The sequence below is a fragment of the Streptomyces sp. G7(2002) genome (genome assembly GCF_028870195.1).
In the GTDB taxonomy this organism is placed as follows: domain Bacteria; phylum Actinomycetota; class Actinomycetes; order Streptomycetales; family Streptomycetaceae; genus Streptomyces; species Streptomyces nigrescens.
Map to the genome: position 1 here is coordinate 5,493,030 of NZ_CP102609.1, position 20,759 is coordinate 5,513,788.

Genomic DNA, 20,759 nt, shown 5'->3' on the forward strand with positions numbered 1-20,759 from the left:
CGGACAGGAAGGCAGGCCGGCGATGCGCGCTGCACGTCTCAGGCGTGGGCTGGCAATGGCCCTCACCGCATGCTCCATCGTGGTGACGGTCGCCGCCGCGGCACGGTCCACCGTGCCGGGTACGCCTGAGCAGCCGCGGCTCCCCGCGCTTCAGGCGGACAGCCTGGCGGCGCGGTACGCGGCGAACCACCGCTTCATCGCCCGGTCCGAGCGCGCGGCCCGGGACATGGGCGACACCGGCCGGGCCACGGTGCTGGGCCGGCTGGCGCGCGAGGAGCGGCACTTCCTCTCGTTCAGCCCGCGTGGCGACGGCCAGGCCGTGGAGGTACTCGGCGACCTGGCCCACGCCGACCGGATCGCGGTCGTGGTGCCCGGCTCGGACACCACGGTCGACACCTTCGACCAACTCGGCACCGTCTACGCCTCGTTGAACGGCGGCGCCCGGTCCCTGCACGCCGAGATGGCCAAGCTCCAGCCGGACCGGAAGACCGCGGTGGTGGCCTGGTACGGCTATCCGGCGCCCCGCACCATGAGCCGGGACATCGTGTCCACCGACCGCGCACTGGACGGCGGCCGCCGCCTGGCCGGGCTGCTCGGGGACCTGCGCACGGTGAACGCCTCGGCCTCCGTGTCCATGCTCTGCCACTCCTACGGATCCGTGGTGTGCGCGACCGCCCTGCGCCGTATGGACGCCGCCGCCGAATCCTCCCTCGCGGACGTGGTGCTCTACGGCAGCCCGGGAACGGGCGTGCGCTCCCGGGCCGAACTGCACACCCGGGTCCCGGTGTGGGCGGGCCGGGGAGCGACCGACTGGATCGAGGGAGTACCCCACGTCAGCCTCGATCTGCTGGGCGAACAGGTCGGGTTCGGCACCGACCCCGTGACCGCCGCGTTCGGTGCGCGGATCTTCCCCGCGGGCGCCGGCAGCCACAGCGACTACCTCCGCCCCGGCGGACTCGCGCTGCGCAACATATCCCTGATCGCGCTCGGCCGGGGCACGGAGGTCTCCCATGACTGATCTGGAACTGCGCCCGCCGTCACCGGTCCGCCGGCCACCCCTGCCCACCGGCCCGCTGCGCCCCCTCCCCCCGCGGCGCACCCCCTGGCAGGCCCTGCACACGGCGGTACTGCGCATCGACGCGGCGACCCCGACGGAACGGGACCGGGCCATAGATGTGCTGCGCGCGCTGGCCATCGCGGGGGTGGTCCTGGGCCATTGGCTGGTGAGCGGTGTCGTCCTCCAGGCCGGCGGCCATCTGGTCGGCGACAGCCCGCTGGGACATCTGCCCGGCCTCGCCCCGGTGACCTGGCTTCTGCAGCCCCTGGCCGTGTTCTTCCTGGTGGGCGGCCGGGTGAGCGCCCGCAGCTACGCAACGGCGCGGGCCCGCGGAATCGGCTACCGGCCCTGGCTGGCCCAGCGGCTGGCGAGACTGCTCCGCCCGGCGACGGCGTTCGCCCTCACCTGGGGACTGGTGTGGCTGGGCCTGGTGCTCGCCGGCACCGCACACGAGACGATCCACACCCTGATGTGGCTGGCGTACTCCCCGCTCTGGTTCCTCGGTGTGTACGCGCTGCTGATCGCGGCCACTCCGCTGGTGCACAAGGCAGGGGCCCGTATCGCGGTGGCGGCCTGCCTGGTCGTGGCCGCGCTGGACGCCTCCCGGGTGCTGTTCGCGGACAGCGGCTGGCCCGACACCCTCCGCCTGCTGAACATCCCTGCGGGCTGGCTGGTCCCGTACTGCCTCGGCGCGGTCTGGGCGGCCGGCGGCTTCACCCGCCGCCGGCCCGCGGTGGCGCTGCTGCTCGGCGGTGGCGGCGCCATGGCGGCGCTGATCCTCTGGGGCGGCTATCCCGCGAGCATGGTCGGCGTCCCGGGTTCCACCCTCTCCAACCTCAGCCCGCCCACCCTCGCGGCGGTCGCCTTCGGCCTGGCCCAGACGGGCGCGGCACTGCTGCTGCGCGGTCCGCTGCGCCGGGCGGTGACCGCTCCGGCCCCCACGGGCCCCGTCACGGCGCCCCGAAGCCGCGCGACGTGGGCGCAGTTCCTCTGGGCGGCGGTCGCGCTGCTCAACCTCTCGGCCGTCACGGTCTTCCTCTGGCACCAGACCGCGATGCTCACCACCACCGTCATCCCGCTGGGCCTGGGGCACACCTTCCCCGGTCTGCACACCAGCCCCGACTCCCCGGCCTGGATCGCGGCCAGATTCGGGTGGATCGCGGTGTTCACGGTGGTCCTCCTCGTGCTGGCAACGGCCTTCCGGGACCGGGAGGGTGCCCGCGGCAACCGAGCAATAATCAATCAATAACGTGATGTGAGAAGGTAGTTCGCCGCCGCGTCGTCCGTCGTAGCCCTTGTGTCCTTTTGTTCAGCACCACCCGCACTTCCCTCCGGAGGATTGATGTCCACCCTCACGCTCGAATCGATAAGCACGCTCTATGCGAAGTACGCGGACGACTTGAGGGCGGTGCGTGACCAGCAGCGGAAGTTCCTCCAGGACAACAAGGACACGGTCAAGGCCCAGCTCGACGACTACGAGGCGGAGATCACCTACCTGCTCCTGCGGGACCTCAAGCCCGAGGTCGTCGTGGAGGTGGGCACCTTCCGCGGCTGGTCCACCACATGGATCCTGAGCGCGCTGCGTGACAACGGCACGGGCCACCTGTACTCCTTCGACATCGTCGACAACGTCGTGAAGAATGTGCCGGCCGAACTCTCCGAGGGGCGCTGGACGTTCACCAAGGGCGATCTGCGGGACACCATCGCCAAGGTCCCGGCGGAGACCGACTACCTCTTCATCGACGCCGACCACGGCGCCCGCTTCGCGCGCTGGTACATCGACAACCTCTTCCCGGTGGTCCGCCCCGGGACCCCCACCAGCGTCCATGACGTCTTCCACGGCCGCCGCCCGAAGCCCATGAGCGAGGGCTCGGTCGTGATCAAGTGGCTGGCCGCCCAGAACGTCGAGTACTTCACCCCGTCCGTGGCCAAGGCCCCCGAGGTGACGGCGCGACTGGCCGAGGTGAAGAAGGAACTGAACCTCAGCGAGCCGGTCCGCGAGAGCCGCCACAACCCGATGATCTACTTCAACCTCCCGCAGAGCTGAGCCCGTAGCGGCCCACAGCGGTACACCACGAAGTCCCCCACCTCGACCGAGGTGGGGGACTTCTGCGTCCGGGGTGCTCAGGGACCGGTCACGGCAGCTGGTGCACGAAGGCGATGACGAAGAGCAGGCCGAGGACACAGGCCAGGGCCGCGGTGGGCAGCGCCCAGACGGGGAGGCGTTCACCGCGCAGCGGAGCCGTCGTATGGCGGTTCAGCCGGGTGAGGCCGGTCAGTATGACCAGCGCGAGGGCGACGCAGGGCACCGAAACGGCGAAGTGCGCCAGCCACGCCCCGGCCAGTGAGGGGCCGCCCCAGTCGTTGACGTGCGGAGTCCGGTCGACGAACCCGTACAGCAGCCCCCGTGCGACGGCCAGGGCGAGCGCACCGGCCAGCAGCAGGGCCACGACGCCGAGGAGTATGGTCAGCGCGCCGTGGAAGACCAGCCGGGCGACGCCCGGTGAGCGGGCGCCCAGCGGCAGCGGCCCGGCGCGCAGCCACCGTCTCCGGGCGGCTTCCCGGTGACCGGTGAGGGTGGAGCAGAGCGCCAGGGCACCGGCGGGGAAAAGGGTCACCGCGAGACCGGCGTGCCGGGCGGCCTCGGCAAGGCGGGGCGGGCCCGAGGAGCCGGCCGGACGCCGCACGACGACAGGGGGTCGGTTCGTCATGCCAGGACAGTAGGTTCGCGCCGCGGTCACCCGCGTCACTCCCTGGCGGTGTCCCCGCACCCGTACCGCAGTAGGGCGTGGGGTACGGCTGCTTGGCCTACAGGCACGCAGACTGTCCCGAAGACGGCCCGGCCTACGGCAGAGGGACAACGGGGGCGGGGGAGCCCGGGCCCTATGGGCGGACCGGTGCGGCTGTCAGCTGTCGGGGGCGAGATCCACAGTGGCCAGGGCCCCGCCGTCCGGGGGGTTCTCGTAGGTCACCCGGGCGCCCAGCACCCGCGCCTGCCCGGCGACGATGGTCAGGCCCAGACCGATCCCGGCACCGCGCTCGCGGGCACCGGTGCGGAAGCGCTGGGGGCCGTGCGTCAGCAGCTCGGCGGGGAAGCCGGGGCCCAGGTCGCGTACCCGCACCGCCGACCCCGCCACCTCCAGGGTCACCGGCGGGCCGCCGTGGAGCCGGGCGTTGGTGACCAGGTTGGCCAGGATCCGTTCGACCCGGCGGTGATCGGTCGCCACGACGGTCTCGTCGTGCACGAGCACCTCGACGTCCCCGCCCGCCAGGGCGGCCGCCCGGTGCGCCAGCGCGCTCGGGAGCACCTCCTCGCACTGCGCCTGCTCGACGCCCGGCACATCGAGCCGGGCCACCTCCAGGACGTTCTCCACCACGCTGCGCAGCGTGTCCACACCGCCGCTGACCAGCTCGGCCGGGCGGCCGGGCGGCAGCAGTCCGACGGCGGTCACCAGCCCGGCCACCGGGGTGCGGAGCTCATGGGCGATATCGGCGGTGACCCGTCGCTCGGCCTCCAGGCGGGCGCTGAGGGCGTCGGCCATGGTGTTGACGGCGGCACCGAGCCGGGCGATCTCGTCCTTGCCCCGGGGCCGGACCCGGTCCGTCAGATCGCCGTCCGCGATCCGCTGGGCGGTGCGCGCGGAAGCGGTGATCCGCCGCCCCGCACCGGCCGCCGCGACGACGCCCAGCACACAGCCGAGCGCGGTGACGGCCGCGCCGGAGCCGATCAGCACCCGGTCGAGATCGGCGAGGGCACGCACCTGTGGCGCGTAGGAGCGCCGGACCGCGACGATGTCCCGCCCGCTGCGGGTGGCGGCCCACAGCACCGGGGCGGAACCGGCGGTGTGCTGCAGACAGGTGGCCCGCACGGGCCGGTCGGTGACGGCCCTGCGGAGCGCGGCGGGCAGCCCCCGGGGATTCACCAGGGCACCGTTGTCGATGCCGGAGGCGTATTCGTTCACCGCCTCAAGGAGCTGGGCGTCGACCACATGCGCTGCGTTCTTCCGCTGGTCCTCGGCGGTGAGTTGATGCACCAGCAGCCCGATGAGCGTGGCGACGAGCGCGGCGGTCGCGGCGATGACCAGGGCGGTCTTGGTGCGGAGTCCCATGGCGGTCAGGGCACGAGCTTGTAGCCGAAGCCGCGAACGGTCCTGATGCGCTCGTGGCCGATCTTGGCGCGCAGGCGGAGCACATGGACGTCGACGACCCGGGTGTCGCCGCCGCAGGCGTAGTCCCACACCCGCTCCAGCAGCGTGATCCGCGACAGCACCACCCCGGGCTCGGCCGCGAACTCCAGCAGCAGCCGCCGCTCGGTGGGGGTGAGGTCGAGCAGCCGGCCCGCCCGGCGGACATCCATGGAGGCGGTGTTCACACTGAGGTCGCCGAACCGCAGCACCGTGTCGTCCTCGCGCGGCTCGCTCGGCGCGGTGTCCGTGGCGCGCCGCAGCGCCGCGCGTATCCGGGCGACCAGCACCGGGATGTCGTACGGCTTGGTGAGGTAGTCATCGGCACCCGCCTCCAGGCCGAGGACGACATCCACCGGGTCGGTACGCGCCGACACCATCAGCACCGGCAGCCGGCTCTCCGCACGGATGAGACGCACCAGACCGACCCCGTCGAGGCGGGGCAGCATCACGTCCAGCACGGCGACATCGGGCACCCGGTCACGGAACGCCGCCAGACCGGCCTGCCCGTCGGAGGCGGAGCGCACCTGGTATCCGTAGCGTTCCAGGGACAGTTGGGTGGCCTCCCGCAACAGGGAGTCGTCCTCCACGAGCAGCACGTCGGTCATCGGTGGTTCCTAGGGCTCGGGGAAGGGCAGCCGCACCTTGCTCAGGTCGTCGGTATCGGCGGGCGGGAGGTGGGAGGACCGTACGGTGGCGAAGGTGTAGTACGAGACGTTCTCACGGCGCTGCAGACGGCTGAGTTCGACGGTGGCCGGATAGCCGTTGCGGGGGCAGTGGGGGATGCACCACATGCCCCGCAGCCTGCCGGTGGCCACGGCCTTCTCCTGTCCCCAGGAGCGCCAGCTCAGCCGGTTGACCGAGGAGAACTCGGTGAGGCCGAACCCCGTGGGGCGGGTCAGCGGGTGGCCCAGGGTGTCGGAGACATAGACCGGGCCCGAGACCTGGGAGGGGCTGGGGGCGGGGCCCTCGACATGGGGCTGTTCGGGACTGCCGCACCCCGAGCAGCCCACGGCCGCCAGCACCAGTACGAAGACGCTGGCCAGGGCCGTGGGCTTGTTCATCGGGAGCCTTCTCCGTCAGGTGGTGGCGAGGTGCTGCTTGCCCTTGAGGTCCTCGACATCGTACGAACCATTACCGCCGGCCAGCTTCAGGGTGAAGGACGAGAAGACCTTCTTGCCGTTCACGGTCTTGGGGTCGGAGAGCGTGAGGGTCCCCTTCAGCGGCTTGTCCTGGCAGGTTTCGAGGCACCACATGCCGGTGATCTCGCCGGTGGCGACGGCCTTCTTCGTGCCCCACTCCTTCCAGTCGAGGTTGCTCGCCGAGGTGTGCTCGGTGAGCACCAGCGCCTCGGGGCTGCGCTCGGCCTTGCCCTTGTCCGCGTGCTCCTCGCCGATGTGGTTCATGACGTAGGGGGTGCTGCTGGTGCGGGCGACGCTCGCGGTGTGCTCCGAGGCCGTGGCGGCCTGCGCCCCCGTGGCGGTGGCGACCGTACCGAGGACGGCGACACAGGCCAGTGCCGCGCCGAGGGCCGTCTTGTGGCGCCGGGCGATGCTCGTGGTGCGCTTCATGGTTCTCGCTCCATCGTGTTGATCATTGGGGCACAACCGAAGCTATGAGCGACGTTTCTCGGTGCTCTGACAGCTGTGTAACAGCCATCCATCGACCTTTGTAACCTGATCTACATACGGGGGTGAGCGCCGGCAGCGGAGCCGCCCGGCCAAGAGAAAGGCCAGGTCAGGGGGTTGCGGGCCGGCGCTCGCCCGGGCCCGTCGCGCCCGGCGGATCGGTTGCCCTGCCGTCCCTGATCACCGCGACGCCCCTGGGCACCTCGACCTTGAACTTGGCGTCACAGAAGGCGATTCCGCTGCACCCGGCGTCGATGTCGAGGGTGTCGCCCTTGAGGGTCCAGGTCAGATGCTCGCTGCCCGCGGCGTGGTCGAACCATCGGGTGACCTTGATGTCCTTGCGGTCGGCGGCGACCAGTTCGGTGGCCACCTCATGCGTCGTCAGTTTCAGGGAGCTGCCCGCGTACGCGAAGCTCTTCGACTCGGGTTCCGCCGTCGAGGCGTCCACCGAGCATCCGGTGAGGCCGAGCGCGGCGGCAACGACCGTCGCCGCGACGACGGGAGACAGCGGCCGCTTCGGTCCGGCGCCTGAGAACATCGGTTCCTCCAGAGGTACGGGTGGTGCACTCCCAGGAGGATCCCGGCCCCGGACGGGCGGCACATCTGCCGATCGGCAGAGATCGGGTCACCGGACGGCGGCCACCGGCAGCCGGCAACTGACCCGCCACCCCTGGGCGTACGGGCCCGCCTCCAGAGCGCCCCCGACGGCGCCGACCCGCTCGGCGAGACCCGCAAGACCGGTGCCGCCGCCCGGGCGTCCCCCCTGCTCCCGGAGAGCGCGGGGGAGGGCGCCGGTGGACGCGCCGGGCCCCGCGTCGTCGGCGACCGACAGCTCCACGGCCCCGTCGGCGCTCCGGGCGGCGCACACCTCGACCCGCCCGGCCCGCGGCGCATGCCGCCGTACGTTGGTCAGCGCCTCCAGCACCACGCGGTACGCGGAGTCCTCGGCCTCCCGTGAGAGCGCGCCGGCCACCTCGTCCTCCAGGGACAGCGTCACCTCGGCCGCCGTCATGGCGGCGAAGCGGCCGATGAGTTCGGGCAGATCGGCCAGACCGTGCAGCCGGGTGGGCGGCGGCTCCTCCCAGGTGCGGCCGTCCGCCTCGCGGAGCGTCGCCACCGTCCGGTCCATGGAGTCCAGCGCCCGCAGCCCGGCCTGCTCGATGCGGTGCAGCAGCGCGCGGTGCTCCCCGGGGCCGCCGTCCCCGTCCAGCTGGGCCGCCTGGGCCTCCAGCACGATGCCGGTCACCTCATGGGCCACGAAGTCATGCAGATCGCGGGCGACTTCGAGCCGCTGCTCACGCCGGGCCAGCGCCACGGCATGCGCCCGGCGGCGGTCCAGCGACCGGAGGTAGAGCCCGACGCCCGTCGCACCGGCGGCCGGGACGAAGGCCAGCGCGGCCAGGAAGACCGACTCCTTGATCCCGGTCTGCGGGGCGTGCAGGGTGAAGCGCAGCGGCAGCAGGACCGCGGCGGCACCGGTCAGCCCGCCGACCAGGCCCACGCGGGAGCCGGGCACATGGCGGACCACCCGCTCCAGGAGGACGAGCAGGGCGACCGCCTCGAACGGGAGCCAGAGCAGCGCCAGTCCGGCCTTCCCGAAGGAGACGGTGTCCGCGGCGAGGGAGAGCACCGCGGTCCCGGCCGCCGCCCGCGCGAGCGAGACCCGGCCCACCGGCCACACCGAGAGCGCCACGACCAGGGACAGCGCGGCCATGACCGCCGGCAGGCAGGCGCCGGGAGGCGAGAGGAGGGCGGGGAGGAGCATCGCCGCCGCGGCCGCACCGCACCACCCTCGGCGCCGCCTGCGCCGCACCGGAACGTCGTCCTTCATGCCGGTGAGGCCGCGCAGGGCGCCCGTGTCCGGCCCGGTGTCCCTCCCGGAGCCCGTCACCCCGGTGTCCGACCCGTGGCATACCCCAACTCCCAGGCCCGTACGGCGACTCCGACCCGGTTACGGACCTGCAGCTTGCGCTGAATGCTGGCGACATGGGTCTTCACGGTGCCCGCCGAGATGAACAACTCCCGGGCGATATCGGCATTGGTCTTCCCCTCGGCGACCTTCCCGGCGATCTCCACCTCCCGCTCGGTCAGCACCGCGTCGCGGCGACGGGGGCGGCGGCCGGCTGTGGGGCCGGTGACATGCTGCAGCAGCCGGACGGTGACCGAGGGGCTGATCAGACTGTCGCCGGCCATCGCCGCCCGGACCGCCTCGACCAGCAGCGTCGGCCCCGAGCGCTTGAGCAGAAACCCCGAGGCGCCGAAGCGCAGCGCGGGATAGACGTATTCGTCGAGGTCGAACGTGGTCACGATGACGATCCGGACCGGGTCGGCCATCGCGGGGTCGGCCAGCCGGCGGGTCACCTCCAGGCCGTCCATCCGCGGCATCCGGATGTCCACCAGAGCCACATCCGGCTTCAGCGCGCGCCCCATCGCCACGGCGTCCACGCCGTTCGCCGCCTCACCGACCACTTCCATGTCGGGCTGGCTCTCCACGATGCGGCGTATTCCCCGGCGGACCATCTCCTGGTCGTCGGCGATCAATAAGCGAATCGTCACGGGCAGGGATTCTGCCGTACGGGCGGGGGGCGGGCCCTCGCCTTTTCGCCGCCCGCACGGACCGAGGGCCGTCCGGAACGCCCGGCCGACCGGACGGACCGCCCGGATGGCGGGCCGCCAGGGAAAGCGCCGACCACCCGCTCCGCACCCCGGCCCGACCCTGCTGACCTGCGACAAAGCGACTGCCGGGGCAGGGGGCGCGGAGCGGTCCGGCCGGTGCTCGCGTGGCGGGCGACGAGGGATGCGGGCATGTTGAGCAGACAGCGGCATTCCTGGACGGGAGGAAGGGCCCCAGGGGGCATGCCCGACGCGGCCGGCGCCGTCGGGCGAGCGGACCAGGAGGCTGCCGCATGGTTCGGAGATCACTGCGGATCCCCGCTGCCGGCGTCGCCTATCTGATGACGGCCGCGGTGGCGTCGTCCGCGATGGCGTCCGGGCCGGACGAGTTCGCGGATGTCGCCGTGAGCAGCGGGACACGGGCCGGACCCGGCACCGCGGCGACCCGGGTGATCGCCCACCGCGGCGCCTCCCGTCACGCGCCCGAGAACACCCTCGCCGCCGTCGACGCCGCACACCGCCGCGGCTACATCTGGGTCGAGAACGATGTGCAGCGGAGCAAGGACGGCCGGCTGGTGGTGCTGCACGACACCACGCTGCGGCGGACGACGGACGCCGCCAGGGTGTTTCCCGGGCGGGCGCCGTGGCGGGTGGGGGATTTCACCGCCGCGGAGCTCGCGCGGCTGGACGCCGGGAGCTGGTTCGGCAAGCGGTTCAAGGGGGAGCGGATACCCACGCTTGCCGACTTCTTGCGCCGTCTGGACCATAACGGGCAGCGTCTTTTGCTGGAGATCAAGGCCCCCGAGAAGTATCCGGGAATCGAGGCACAGGTCCTCCGTGAACTACGCGCCAAGGGGTGGCTGGATCGCGCCCATGTCCGGAGCCGGCTGGTGGTCCAGAGCTTCTGTGTGATGTGCGTAAAAACCGTCCATGAGTTGGCGCCACAGGTGCGTACCGGGATTCTCGGGGCACCCGATGTGCGCAAACTGGCGCGCTATGCGCGGTTCGCCGATCAGATCAACCCCCGTGTATCCGCGCTCAGTTCACGCTGGCTGGCGGCCGTGCACCGGCTGCGCGGGCCGCACGGCCGCCGGTTGGAGGTCTATGCGTGGGACGTGGCGAAGAACACGACCGCCCGGTCCGTGCGGGCCAGAGGGGTCGAAGGTGTTATTGAATAGCGGGCAACGGCCGGAGATTGAGGCAGCATTGTCCAGATCTCCCGGGGTGCCGGGCCGCACCGCGGCCCGCCCTGCCGCCCGCGGTGCGTGAAGGAGCTGTGGAGGGCGGATGCGCCGTGTGTGGCCGCGACCGGCGGGGATTTACGTGATTCCCGCCGCGGGGCTAAGGTGCCTGAGATGTTCGACGCCGCCACACTCCCCGTAAAAGAACTAAGACGCAGGATTTGGCTTTTGGGTTCCGATTTGCGGCCCGGCGCGGGCCAGCGTCCAGCTCCTCCCCTGGGATCCTTTCGGGAGGCTCCTTGAACAACGAATTTCCGGCGTACGGTGAACGGCGGGTGCCGCTTCCCCCGCCACGGCAGATGTCGCACGACACGCTGAGCCGGACGCACACACCGGCGCCGCCGCAGACCGGCGGGGCCACGGCGACGGCCACGCTGGCACCGGAGACGGCGACGGCGGCCGCGCCCGGTGCGGCGACGGCCGGCGGTGCGCACACGCACACCGGGCCCAGAAGCCATGCCAAGGGCCGGGGCAAGGACCGTGCGAAGACCGGCGCCAAGGCTGATGCCAAGACCGACGCCAAGGCCGATGCCAAGGCGAAGCCGCGCGATGCCTTCTTCGACAACGCGAAGTACCTGGCCATCGTGCTGGTGGCGATGGGGCACTCCTGGGAGCCGCTGCGCGACGGCAGCCGCTCCGCGGCGGCGCTCTACATCACCGTCTACGCCTTCCACATGCCGGCGTTCATCATCATCTCCGGTTATTTCTCGCGCAGTTTCGATATGCGCAAGGACCGGCTGCAGCGGCTGATTACCGGAGTCGCCGTCCCGTACATCCTCTTCGAAGTCGCCTACACGCTCTTCAAGAAGTGGGCGGACGACGATCCGGGTTACCCGATAAGCCTGACGGACCCCTGGTATCTGACGTGGTTCCTGCTGGCGCTGTTCGTCTGGCGGCTGACCACTCCGCTGTGGAAGATCGTGCGCTGGCCGGTCCCCCTGGCGCTGTCCATCGCCGTCCTCGCGTCGCTGTCCCCGGACATCGGCGACGACATGGACCTCCAACGGGTGCTGCAGTTCCTGCCGTTCTTCGTGATCGGGCTGTCGCTGCGGCCGGAGCACTTCAAGCTCGTACGCCGCAAGAAGGCGCGGATCCTGGCCGTACCGGTCTTCGCGGCCGCGCTGGTCTTCGCCTACTGGGCGGCACCGCGGATGAACGCCGCCTGGTTCTACCACCGTGACGCCGCACAGGAGCTCGCCGCTCCGTGGTGGAGCGGTGCGGTGATGACGCTGGCGATGTTCGGCTGTTCCCTCGTGCTGGTGGCCTGCTTCTTCGCCTGGATTCCGGGCCGCACGATGTGGTGCACGGCGCTGGGCGCGGGCACCCTCTACGGCTATCTGCTGCACGGCTTCCTCGCCAAGGGGTCGCGCTTCTGGGACTGGTACGACAACCCGTGGATGCACACGCCGTGGGGTGCGGTGCTGCTGACCCTGATCGCGGGCACCGTGGTCACGGTGTTGTGCACACCGCCCGTGCAGCGGGCCTTCCGCTGGGCGATGGAGCCCAAGATGACCTGGGCGTTCAAGAAGGACCCGGTGGGGATGGCGCGCAGCCGCAACTGAGCGGCCGCCCTCCGCACCGAACGGGGTGACGCGGCAGCGCGTACAGGACGGGGCGTACGTCCGGAACAGCACCAGGGGCGCCCGCCCCGCCGGGAGACCGGCGGGGCGGGCGCCCCTGGTGTGTGCGGAGCGGTGGCCGGCGAGGCCGACGCGGCCGGCGTGGCCGGGACTGCCGTCGCGGCCGGAACCCGGGAACCACCGAAATCCCCTTCGCTAGCGGACGACGGCGATGCCTTCGATCTCGACCAGCGCGGTCTCGTCCCACAGGCGGGTGGCACCGATCACGGCCATCGCCGGATAGTCGCTGCCGGCCAGGCGCTTCCACACCCGGCCGATCTCGCGGGCATGCAGGCGGTAGTCCGCGACATCGACGGCGAAGACGGTGAGCTTGGCGAGGTCGGACGGACCGGCGCCGGACGCCGCCGCGACGTCCAGGAGATTCGTCAGCGCCCGCTCGAACTGCTCGACGATGCCGTCACCGACGATCCTGCCCGAGCCGTCGAGAGCGGTCTGTCCCGCGAGAAACACCAGGGTGCCCGGGGCGGCGCGCACCGCATGACTGAATCCGGTCGGCGGCGCGAGATGCGCCGGATTGACGCGCTCCAGCCCACCACCGCCCGCGCCTGCCTCTGCCTCTGCCTCCGCGCCTGGCTCTGCTTCCGCGCCTGCCATTGCCTTCGCTTCTGCCGTTGCCTCCGCGTCCGGCTCCGCGCTTGTGCCTGTGTGCGCGCCTGCGTCCGCGTCCGCGCCTGCGTCCGCGCCTGCGTCCGCGCCGTGCTCGGCAGGCCGCTCCGATCCAGCGCTCGTTCCGGTCCCGGCACTCATCCGGCCGACTCCCTCCGCCGCCAACTCTTCTCGCCCGTCCAGGGATTGAAGCGCGTTCCGTTCCTCCTGCGGAAGCCCCGCACCGGAGCGAACGAGCACCCGCACGGGCCCGGTCCCCTCAGGGCCCCTTCCGGCGCGGAGACTCACCCTGCCGACTGCCGACTGCCGACTGCCGACTGCCGACTGCCGACTGCCGACGCCGACCGTCGCTCGGCGCTGGCACCTCTCGGCGAGTTTAGGGCGTAGCGGACGGATCGCCAGGGGCTGCGGGGCGGGCATGGCACAGCACGGCCGGGAGGGCACGGCACGGCCGGGACGGTATGGCGCGGACGGGAGGACGTGGCACGGACGGGAAGGGCATGGCCGTGGGTGGCGCTGCCCTGCCCTGCCCTTCACGGCCGGGACGGCATGGCACAGCCGTGATGGCACCGCCCTGTCTTGTCCTGCCCCGCTCTGCACGGCCGGGGCGGTCGCGGGCCCGCGGCACGGGCAAGAGCAGGCGTCGCGGGTCAAGGGCGGGCCTCGCGGGTCAAGGGCACGCGGGCAGACGGGCACGCGGGCCGCACAGGCCCACCCCCGTGGGACCCGTGCGGACCGCGGCGCGGCTCAGGGTATGCGCGGGGCCAGGGCAGCCGCCGCCACCGGCTCCTGGCCGTCCAGCGTGCCCTGGGCGCCGTACGGCCGGCACCGCAGGAACCCGGCCTCGTGGTGGAACGGCTTCGCCTGGTGCTCCCTGACCACCTCCTTGTGCTCGGGCTGTGCGGATCCGTAGGCGTAGCGGCGCATCGCCGACGCGCTCTGCCACAGGGAGAAGGTGCCGACGAAGCGGGGCGGTCTGGCCAGGGCGACCGAAGCGGCCATCGCGGGATCGGCGGCGGCCCGGCCGGCGGCCCGGGAGTTGGCGCGAAGGAACGGCAGGGCGCGGCGCAGCCGCAGCTGCCCGAGAGTGAGGACCGCGACCGGCCCGTCCTCCTCGCCTTCCTCGTCCTCCGCGGCGCCGGGGCCGATCTCGACCGGCATTGGACCCCATGAGCCGGAGAACCGGAGCGGCCGCAGCCGCACATGCCAGCCACCGGCCAGCCGCTGCGGCAGCGGGTCCTCGGCGAGAAAGCGGTCGAGCGCGGCATCCTCGTCCCACGAGGCGAGCAGCGCGGCGCGGCCGGGGCGCACCTTGGGCGGCCCGGCAGCGATGGCGCCGGTGAGCGTGGTCTCGGCATACCGGAGGCCGGGGGTCTCGCCCGGCCGTGGGCGCTCGCGGAGCACGGCGCGCACCGCGCGGACGCCGATGTCGGCGATGTGTACGGAAACGATCACGATGAGCCCCCGCATCTCGAACTTACTACTGCGTATACCAAGCGGTACACGACCCAGTATCCTTCAATCGCACGGCCATGGCGAGCCGAATTCACCACTGGATTGAGCCAGATCGCAGGGAGGGGACGAGATGAGCGAGATCGACCGGAGCCGCACCGCGCGCGCCGAGGCCAGGACCCGTATCGAGGAGGTCGCGGCCCGGCTGTTCGCCGAGCGCGGCTTCGCGGGCACGACCATCGGGGAGATCGCCGCCGAGGCGGGCCTGAGCAAGCCGATGCTCTACCGCCACTTCGACTCCAAGCAGGAGCTGCACCTCGCCCTGCTGGAGCGGCACCGCGACGAGCTGGCCGCCGCCCCGGTCCGCGAACTCCTGCACGGCGAGGGCGATCTGGACACCCGGATGACGGCGATGTACGACGCCTGGTTCGGGTATGTGGAGAGCCACCCGTACACCTGGCGGATGATGTTCCGGGACACCACCGGGGACGCTCAGGTGCAGGCCTTCCACCGTGAGCTGCAGCGCCGGCAGCGCGAGACGGACATGGCGCTGCTCCGCGAGTTCGTGCCCGGTCTCCCCGAGGCCGAGCTGGAGCCCCTCGGCGAGGCGATCCGCAGCGCGCTGTACGGGCTCGCCCTGTGGTGGCTGGACCGCCCCGAGCAGCCACGCGAGTTGCTGGTCGCCACGATGACGCGGATCACCCGTGGCCTGATCTCCACCGTCAAGGGCCCGAACGCCGAGGGCCCGAACGCCGAGGGCCCGAACGCCGAGATGCCGGACGCCACGAGCACCGGGACCCCGGACGCCCCGGGCCCGAGCGGAGCTTCCCCCTCCGGCGCTGCGGGCGGCACGGACTGAGAGCCGGCGGCCTGGGCGGCGCGGACGGAGCCCCGGCGCCCCGGGCGGGACGGCCGGCACCCGGCCCGGCTCAAGAGTCAGCCCGCCACGGTCAGCCCCCGTCAGCCCGGCCCCGTCAGCCCGCCACCATCAGCCCGCCACCGTCATCCCCCCACCGGATACAGCGCCTCCCTCAACTGCCCCGTCCAGTGCGCCGTCATCTCCTTCGCCACCCGGGTGTCCGGCGCGAACAGCTCGAAGCCGTGCCAGGCACCGGGCACATTGCGGACCGTGACCGGCACCCCCGCGTCCATCAGCCGCCGGGCATACGCCAGCCCCGCGTCGCGCAGCGGATCGAGATCGCAGACCAGCACATAGGCCGGCGGCAGCCCCGACAGGTCGGTGGCGCGGGCCGCCGCGGCATACGCCTCCGCCTCGGCCGTCCCCTCCGGCAGATAGTGCCGCCACGCCCTCTGGATGTCCCGCGCGGTGGTCACCCGCGTCTCCACGTCCTCCTCGGCATCCGACGCCGCCTCGTCCGCCCCGACCCGGTCGTCCACATCCGGGACGTACAGCGACTGGTGGACGATCGCCGGGCCGCCGCGGTCCCGGGCCATCAGGGCGACCGCGGCGCTGAGCCCACCACCCGCCGACCTGCCGGTGAGGGCGATCCGCGCGGGATCGATCCCCAGGTCGGCGGCTCGCTCCGCCGCCCACTCCAGGGCGCGGTAGCAGTCCTCCACCCCGGCCGGATAGCGGTGTTCGGGGGCGAGGCGGTATTCGACGGTGAGGACGACGGCGGGCAGCTCACGGCAGAGCGCGATCGCCGCGCGGTCCTGCCCCGGCAGCGACCGGCCGAGGGCGAACCCGCCACCGTGGAAGTGCAGCACGGCGGGCAGGGCGCGTCCGGCCCCCTCGGGGGCGGCTCCCCGCGCGTCCTGTCCCGTACCGGTGTCCGCCCCGCCCTCCGGGCGGTAGACCTCGACCGTCAGCGCACTGCCGTCCGCCCGCGGGATCTCGAACCGCTCGCTGCTCACGCCCGTACGGTCGGCCGGAAACGCGGCCAGCATCTTGTGGACCCCCTCGCGGGCGGCCTCGATGTCCGCGTACGGATCGGAGGACGGCGGCAACGACTCGAAGGCCGGGACGAGTTCGGGATGCACCTGCATCGCGGACCGGAGCTGCATCTCGGGCGGGACGCTCATACGGGGCACTCCTCGTTCGGGACGGACGTACTACGCCTTCTGCTCACGATCTTCACTCTGCACGCCCGCACCGCCGCTGTCGCGGGGGTTTTTCGCGCCACGCCGCCCGGCACCCGCCCCGCCCTCACTTCGCCTCCGCATAGCACTCCACCACCGCCGTGGTGAACGGGAAACGGACCGGCGTCTGCCCGAAAGCGATCCGCCCCGCCGTATCGGCCGCCGCCGTGATCGCCTCGGAGACCGCCGCCGCTTCCTGCGCGGGGCAGTGCACGATCACCTCGTCGTGCTGGAAGAACACCAGCTCGGCGCGGAGTCCGCCCGCCCACAGTGAGTGACGCAACGCGGCCAGCATCAGCAACGCCCAGTCGGCGGCGCTGCCCTGGACGACGAAGTTGCGGGTGAACCGGCCGCGGGCACGGGCGGCCGCCGAGCTGCCGCCGTACGCCGCGGGCTCCTCCTGGGGCAGCCCCGCCTCGTCGGGCGGCACCACGGACGCGGGCGGACAGGTGCGGCCCATCCACGTGCGCACCAGCCGGCCCTCCTCGCCCGCACGCGCCGCCTCGTCCACATACGCCACCGCGGCCGGATAGCGCCGTCGCAGATCGGCCATGTGCTTGAGGGCGTCGCCGGACGTCTGCCCGTAAATGGCGCCCAGCAGACCGAGCTTGGCTTGGGCACGGTCCCCGCCGAAGGCACGGGCCGCCAGGTCCGCGTACAGATCCTCGCCGCTGCCGGCCACCTCCATCAGTCCCCGGTCACGGGAGACGGCCGCCAGCACCCGCGGCTCCATCTGATCGGCGTCGGCGACCACCAGGCGCCACCCCGGATCGGCGCGCACGGCCTGCCGGATCACCTTGGGGATCTGCAGCGCGCCGCCGCCGTTGGCGGTCCAGCGCCCGGAGACCGTGCCACCGGGCAGGTACTCGGGGCGGAAGCGGCCGTCGTGCACCCACTGCTGCAGCCAGGACCACCCATGGGCGGTGTGCAGACGGTAGAGCTTCTTGTACTCCAGCAGCGGCGCCACCGCCGGATGGTCGATCTGCTGCAGCTCCCATTTGCGGGTCGAGGTGAGGGAAATCCCGGCGCGGGCGAAGGCCTTGATGATGTCGTTCGGCAGATCCGGGCGCACCCGCGCACCCGTCCCGAAGGCCCGGGACACCTCATCGGCCAGCTCCGCCATCCGGCGCGGCTCCAGCCCGCCCGGATAGCGCCCGCCCAGCAGCCCGTCGAGCAGCGCGCGGTGCACATCCGCCCGCCAGGGCACCCCGGCCCGCCCCATCTCCGTGGCGACCAGCATGCCCGCGGACTCCGAGGCCAGCAGCAGCCGCATCCGGTCCGGGTGTTCGGCCTTCTCGGCGCGCGCCACCTGGCCGGCGTAGACCTCCAGCAGGGCCGTCAGCTCGTCCGTGCCGGGCGGCAGCGGCACCGGACCCGGCTCGAACAGCGACGGCTGGGTCTCGGCCGTACGGACGGGCGCGTCCTCGGGGACGGGCAGGCCGTGCAGCCGCGCCCAGGCGGCGGCCAGCGAACGCGGCTGGCCCGACTGGCCCTCCTCATGGCCGATCAGCAGCGCCTCCGCGGCCTCCACGTCATAGCAGCGCTCGACCCGCACCCCCGCCGCCTGCAGCCGCCGGTAGATCTCCGCGGTGGACCGCCACACCCACCGCTCGACCTCGGGCCGGGAGCGCACCGCCGCCGCCAGCGAAGACTCCTGCACCACCGGCCCGGCGGGTCGCCCGTCCTGGGCGAGCGGGCAGAGACGAGCACCCCCGTCGCCCGTCTCCACCACCGCCCATCTCATGCCCTTGAGTCTTGCACCAGGGTCTGACAATCGCCCTGACCAGCACGGACGACGCGGACGACAGGGACGACGCGGAGCCGGCGCCCGAGAGGCCACACCCCTAAGCCGTGCGCACGACGAGCGGCCGCTCGCGCCCCGTACAGCGGGCGAGATGGCCGGCCTCCGCCCCCAGGCCCGCCCGCAGCACCTCGCCGTGCTCCGCGAACAGCGTCACCGCCACCGACTCCTCGGTGAACTCCCATACCCCGGCGTCAGCCGGTCGCCGAGCGCCGCGAACCAGCCGCGCAGCACGGCCTTACGGGTCGCCCCGCGCAGCAGCCAGGCGTCGAGCGCGGCGGGCGTCGCCAGCCCATGTGTCCCAACGCCCGCTGCCAGGAGGGCTTTTCCCATGTACGCGCCGCTCCCAGCAGCGCCAGATACGCCGCCATCTCCTCGGCCGGCAGCAGATGCAGCGTGCCCCGCATCGCCCAGGTCCTGACCAGCGCACGCGCGGCGAGCGCCGACGGCACGACCCCGGCCCGCGGCGTCTTCTGCCGCACCGCGAGCGCGAGTTCGGATGCGGAGCCGACCTGGGCCTGCACCCCCGCCAGCCGCGCGACGAGCTCCTCGACCGGGGCGTCCGTCCACGGCACAAGACTCTGCTGCCGCAACCGCCAGGGCACCACCTGCGCATGGGTCACCTTCATGGGGCCATTGCGCACGACGTCGCTGACAATCCGCTCTGACCGAAGGCGGGTTGGCTGTCAGCTGCCAATATGTATATCCCTTTCGCCAATGGCCGCCGCCGGGCTCATCGGCCCACGCATTCACCCGAATGAACCGCTACTTCTGCCCTGGCTGGTGAGTTGAGCAGCTTGTCGCTCTAAGCGGCGCGTACAGATTTCTGCTTGCTGCTCAGTGAAGAGGTTCACCGTGAAGTTTGTTTCCAAGGCCGCCGTCCTGTCTGCTGCCGCGGGTTTCGCCGTTGTGGGCGGAGCCGGAGTGGCCAGTGCGCATGGCGGCGCCGGCGCGGCGGGAGTTGCCCAGAACTCCCCCGGCGTTGTCTCCGGCAACCTCATCCAGGTCCCGGTCGATGTGCCGGTCAACGTCTGTGGCAACACCCTCAACTTCATCGCCCTGCTGAACCCGGCGTTCGGCAACACCTGCCTCAACGTCTGATGAACGTATAGCTCTTGAGCCCCGGCCGCATTCGGTCGGCCCGCTCCGCGGCAAAGGCCGGTACGAAGAATTCGTACCGGCCTTTGCCGCGCAAAGCGCGCTGCGGGCCGCAATGTTGTCCCACCGCAGTGATATGTATCTATGGTTTCGTGGCATTCGGGTGAAACGGCGAAACCGCACCCCCAGAAGGGAGTTGACCAGGGCGCTCCGGATACGGGCACTCCGCTTCGAGAAGGGTAAATCGTGATCAAGAAGGTCCTCGCCACGACGGCTGTAGCCGCGTCCGTCGTCGGCATTTCGGCGGCGGCCGCACCCCAGGCGATGGCTACCGGCAACGACAAGGGCACCTCCACGGTCAACGGCAACGGCGCCACGTCGGCGTTCGGTAACTCCACCACCCGCGGCAGCATGAGCCCGCAGCTGGAGCTGATTCAGGGCTCGCTGAACAAGCTGTGCCTGGCCCTGCCCAAGGTCAACCTCGCGGCGTTCGCCCAGGACATCAACATCCTGTCGTCGCCGCAGAACCAGCAGTGCGTCGAGAACTCGAGCCAGGCCAAGGGCGACGAGCCGCTGTCGCACATCCTGGACGACATCGCGGTGCTCTCCGCCAACGGTGTCGGCAACCGCTGAACCGGCCATCGGTCGCAGGCCCGGCCGCAGGCTCTCTCTTCCTGAGCGGTCCGGGCCCGCGACACCCCCCCTACGAACCGTGAAGCCGAAGATTTTCGCGGCTCGTTCGGTAGGAATTCGTATTCGGCGGATACCTCGTACGTTCGAACTCCGGTGTTTTTTCCGCGTCGTATGCGCGGTGGCAATCTCCTGAAACGGTCTTGCATCATTTGGGCGATTCCTCCGAAAACTTCTCGGGAAGAGTTTCGTCCACGAGGAGAAATCGTTACCAATATCGGCAGCGGCGTTACGGGCGAGCAGATCAGCGCCCGAGCGACACGACGGTCGTGTTCGCTACGGACCCGCTGCAGGAAGGGCTGAAAGTGAAGTACGCAAAGGTCGCAGCAGTCACTGCCGGAACCCTCATGGCGGTGGGCTCGGCTGCGCCGGCGTTCGCCGACGCGGGTGCCGCGGGCGGTGCCAAGAACTCCCCTGGTGTTCTCTCCGGAAACGCCATCCAGGTTCCGATCCACATTCCGATCAACCTGTGCGGCAACACCATCAACATCGTCGCCCTGCTGAACCCGGCGTTCGGCAACACCTGCCTGAACCACTGACTCGAAGAGAATTCGAGCCGTGACATTTGATCCGGCCCCGGTGCGCGGACGCTGCGCACCGGGGCCGGTCGGTGTTCGGCCCCGGCCGCCGCAATCGACCGCCGTAATCG

The 20,759-nt window shown here is 71.8% G+C and carries 22 protein-coding genes; 9 read left to right on the forward strand and 13 right to left on the reverse strand.

The annotated features are described in order from the left end of the window. Nucleotides 1–55 precede the first annotated feature (55 nt). The 3 genes from NUT86_RS23235 to NUT86_RS23245 all read left to right on the forward strand — a co-directional run bounded on the left by NUT86_RS23235 (nucleotide 56) and on the right by NUT86_RS23245 (nucleotide 3,104). A complete protein-coding gene (locus NUT86_RS23235; protein WP_274737440.1) occupies nucleotides 56–1,018 on the forward strand; it encodes an alpha/beta hydrolase in 963 nt (320 codons plus the stop codon). Beyond that, nucleotides 1,011–2,306, forward strand: coding sequence for an acyltransferase family protein (locus NUT86_RS23240; protein WP_274737441.1), 1,296 nt, complete (start codon nucleotides 1,011–1,013; stop codon nucleotides 2,304–2,306). The genes NUT86_RS23235 and NUT86_RS23240 overlap by 8 nt, the downstream gene beginning before the upstream one ends. A gap of 93 nt (nucleotides 2,307–2,399) precedes the next feature. Further along, nucleotides 2,400–3,104, forward strand: coding sequence for a class I SAM-dependent methyltransferase (locus tag NUT86_RS23245; RefSeq protein WP_018090050.1), 705 nt, complete (start codon nucleotides 2,400–2,402; stop codon nucleotides 3,102–3,104). Between the two features lie 88 nt (nucleotides 3,105–3,192). Here the strand turns inward: NUT86_RS23245 and NUT86_RS23250 are convergent, their stop codons facing one another. From NUT86_RS23250 to NUT86_RS23285, 8 genes are all read right to left on the reverse strand, one after another. Then, a complete protein-coding gene (locus tag NUT86_RS23250; RefSeq protein WP_274737442.1) occupies nucleotides 3,193–3,768 on the reverse strand; it encodes a hypothetical protein in 576 nt (191 codons plus the stop codon). A gap of 195 nt (nucleotides 3,769–3,963) precedes the next feature. Then, entirely contained in the window at nucleotides 3,964–5,166 is a 1,203-nt protein-coding gene (locus tag NUT86_RS23255; RefSeq protein ID WP_274737443.1) for a sensor histidine kinase, read from the reverse strand. Nucleotides 5,167–5,171: 5 nt separating this feature from the next. Then, entirely contained in the window at nucleotides 5,172–5,849 is a 678-nt protein-coding gene (cseB, locus tag NUT86_RS23260) for a two-component system response regulator CseB (protein ID WP_274737445.1), read from the reverse strand. A 9-nt stretch (nucleotides 5,850–5,858) separates the two neighbouring features. Next, the gene (locus tag NUT86_RS23265) at nucleotides 5,859–6,305 is read right to left on the reverse strand and encodes a hypothetical protein (RefSeq protein ID WP_109891640.1); all 447 of its coding nucleotides are present in this window, start codon (nucleotides 6,303–6,305) and stop codon (nucleotides 5,859–5,861) included. Nucleotides 6,306–6,320: 15 nt separating this feature from the next. Next, nucleotides 6,321–6,812, reverse strand: coding sequence for a hypothetical protein (locus NUT86_RS23270; RefSeq protein ID WP_266440434.1), 492 nt, complete (start codon nucleotides 6,810–6,812; stop codon nucleotides 6,321–6,323). Between the two features lie 166 nt (nucleotides 6,813–6,978). Continuing rightward, nucleotides 6,979–7,407 carry a hypothetical protein gene (locus NUT86_RS23275; RefSeq protein WP_018090056.1) on the reverse strand — a complete coding sequence of 143 codons (429 nt, stop codon included), beginning with the start codon at nucleotides 7,405–7,407 and terminating at the stop codon, nucleotides 6,979–6,981. Between the two features lie 87 nt (nucleotides 7,408–7,494). Beyond that, a complete protein-coding gene (locus NUT86_RS23280) occupies nucleotides 7,495–8,700 on the reverse strand; it encodes a sensor histidine kinase (protein ID WP_274737449.1) in 1,206 nt (401 codons plus the stop codon). A gap of 56 nt (nucleotides 8,701–8,756) precedes the next feature. Further along, nucleotides 8,757–9,425, reverse strand: a complete 669-nt coding sequence (locus NUT86_RS23285) for a response regulator (RefSeq protein WP_159486976.1) — start codon at nucleotides 9,423–9,425, stop codon at nucleotides 8,757–8,759. A 350-nt stretch (nucleotides 9,426–9,775) separates the two neighbouring features. Between NUT86_RS23285 and NUT86_RS23290 the strand changes: the two genes are divergently transcribed. Next, on the forward strand, nucleotides 9,776–10,660 hold the full coding sequence (locus tag NUT86_RS23290; RefSeq protein WP_159486974.1) for a glycerophosphodiester phosphodiesterase: 885 nt from the start codon (nucleotides 9,776–9,778) through the stop codon (nucleotides 10,658–10,660). 302 nt (nucleotides 10,661–10,962) lie between these two features. Then, nucleotides 10,963–12,285, forward strand: a complete 1,323-nt coding sequence (locus NUT86_RS23295) for an acyltransferase family protein (RefSeq protein WP_167540531.1) — start codon at nucleotides 10,963–10,965, stop codon at nucleotides 12,283–12,285. A gap of 213 nt (nucleotides 12,286–12,498) precedes the next feature. On the opposite strand, the gene NUT86_RS23300 is transcribed toward NUT86_RS23295, so the two are convergent. After that, entirely contained in the window at nucleotides 12,499–12,957 is a 459-nt protein-coding gene (locus tag NUT86_RS23300; RefSeq protein ID WP_274737451.1) for a RidA family protein, read from the reverse strand. A 759-nt stretch (nucleotides 12,958–13,716) separates the two neighbouring features. Beyond that, nucleotides 13,717–14,424 carry a spheroidene monooxygenase gene (locus tag NUT86_RS23305; protein WP_274737453.1) on the reverse strand — a complete coding sequence of 236 codons (708 nt, stop codon included), beginning with the start codon at nucleotides 14,422–14,424 and terminating at the stop codon, nucleotides 13,717–13,719. A gap of 130 nt (nucleotides 14,425–14,554) precedes the next feature. On the opposite strand from NUT86_RS23305, the gene NUT86_RS23310 reads away from it, so the two are divergent. After that, nucleotides 14,555–15,280, forward strand: a complete 726-nt coding sequence (locus NUT86_RS23310) for a TetR/AcrR family transcriptional regulator (protein WP_274737455.1) — start codon at nucleotides 14,555–14,557, stop codon at nucleotides 15,278–15,280. A 143-nt stretch (nucleotides 15,281–15,423) separates the two neighbouring features. Here NUT86_RS23310 and NUT86_RS23315 read toward each other — a convergent pair whose 3' ends face one another. The 3 genes from NUT86_RS23315 to NUT86_RS23325 all read right to left on the reverse strand — a co-directional run bounded on the left by NUT86_RS23315 (nucleotide 15,424) and on the right by NUT86_RS23325 (nucleotide 18,951). Continuing rightward, nucleotides 15,424–16,464, reverse strand: coding sequence for an alpha/beta hydrolase (locus NUT86_RS23315; protein WP_274737456.1), 1,041 nt, complete (start codon nucleotides 16,462–16,464; stop codon nucleotides 15,424–15,426). 124 nt (nucleotides 16,465–16,588) lie between these two features. Further along, nucleotides 16,589–18,265, reverse strand: coding sequence for a bifunctional 3'-5' exonuclease/DNA polymerase (locus NUT86_RS23320; protein ID WP_274737457.1), 1,677 nt, complete (start codon nucleotides 18,263–18,265; stop codon nucleotides 16,589–16,591). Nucleotides 18,266–18,516: 251 nt separating this feature from the next. Then, entirely contained in the window at nucleotides 18,517–18,951 is a 435-nt protein-coding gene (locus tag NUT86_RS23325; protein ID WP_274737459.1) for a DNA glycosylase AlkZ-like family protein, read from the reverse strand. 226 nt (nucleotides 18,952–19,177) lie between these two features. Here NUT86_RS23325 and NUT86_RS23330 point away from each other — a divergent pair, with 226 nt between their 5' ends. The 3 genes from NUT86_RS23330 (at nucleotide 19,178) to NUT86_RS23340 (ending at nucleotide 20,649) form a co-directional block, all read left to right on the forward strand. Continuing rightward, complete coding sequence (locus tag NUT86_RS23330) at nucleotides 19,178–19,423, forward strand: chaplin (RefSeq protein ID WP_026169718.1); 246 nt, start codon at nucleotides 19,178–19,180, stop codon at nucleotides 19,421–19,423. Between the two features lie 243 nt (nucleotides 19,424–19,666). Then, complete coding sequence (locus tag NUT86_RS23335; RefSeq protein WP_159486962.1) at nucleotides 19,667–20,053, forward strand: rodlin; 387 nt, start codon at nucleotides 19,667–19,669, stop codon at nucleotides 20,051–20,053. Nucleotides 20,054–20,415: 362 nt separating this feature from the next. After that, the gene (locus NUT86_RS23340; protein ID WP_026169719.1) at nucleotides 20,416–20,649 is read left to right on the forward strand and encodes a chaplin; all 234 of its coding nucleotides are present in this window, start codon (nucleotides 20,416–20,418) and stop codon (nucleotides 20,647–20,649) included. Nucleotides 20,650–20,759 lie beyond the last annotated feature (110 nt).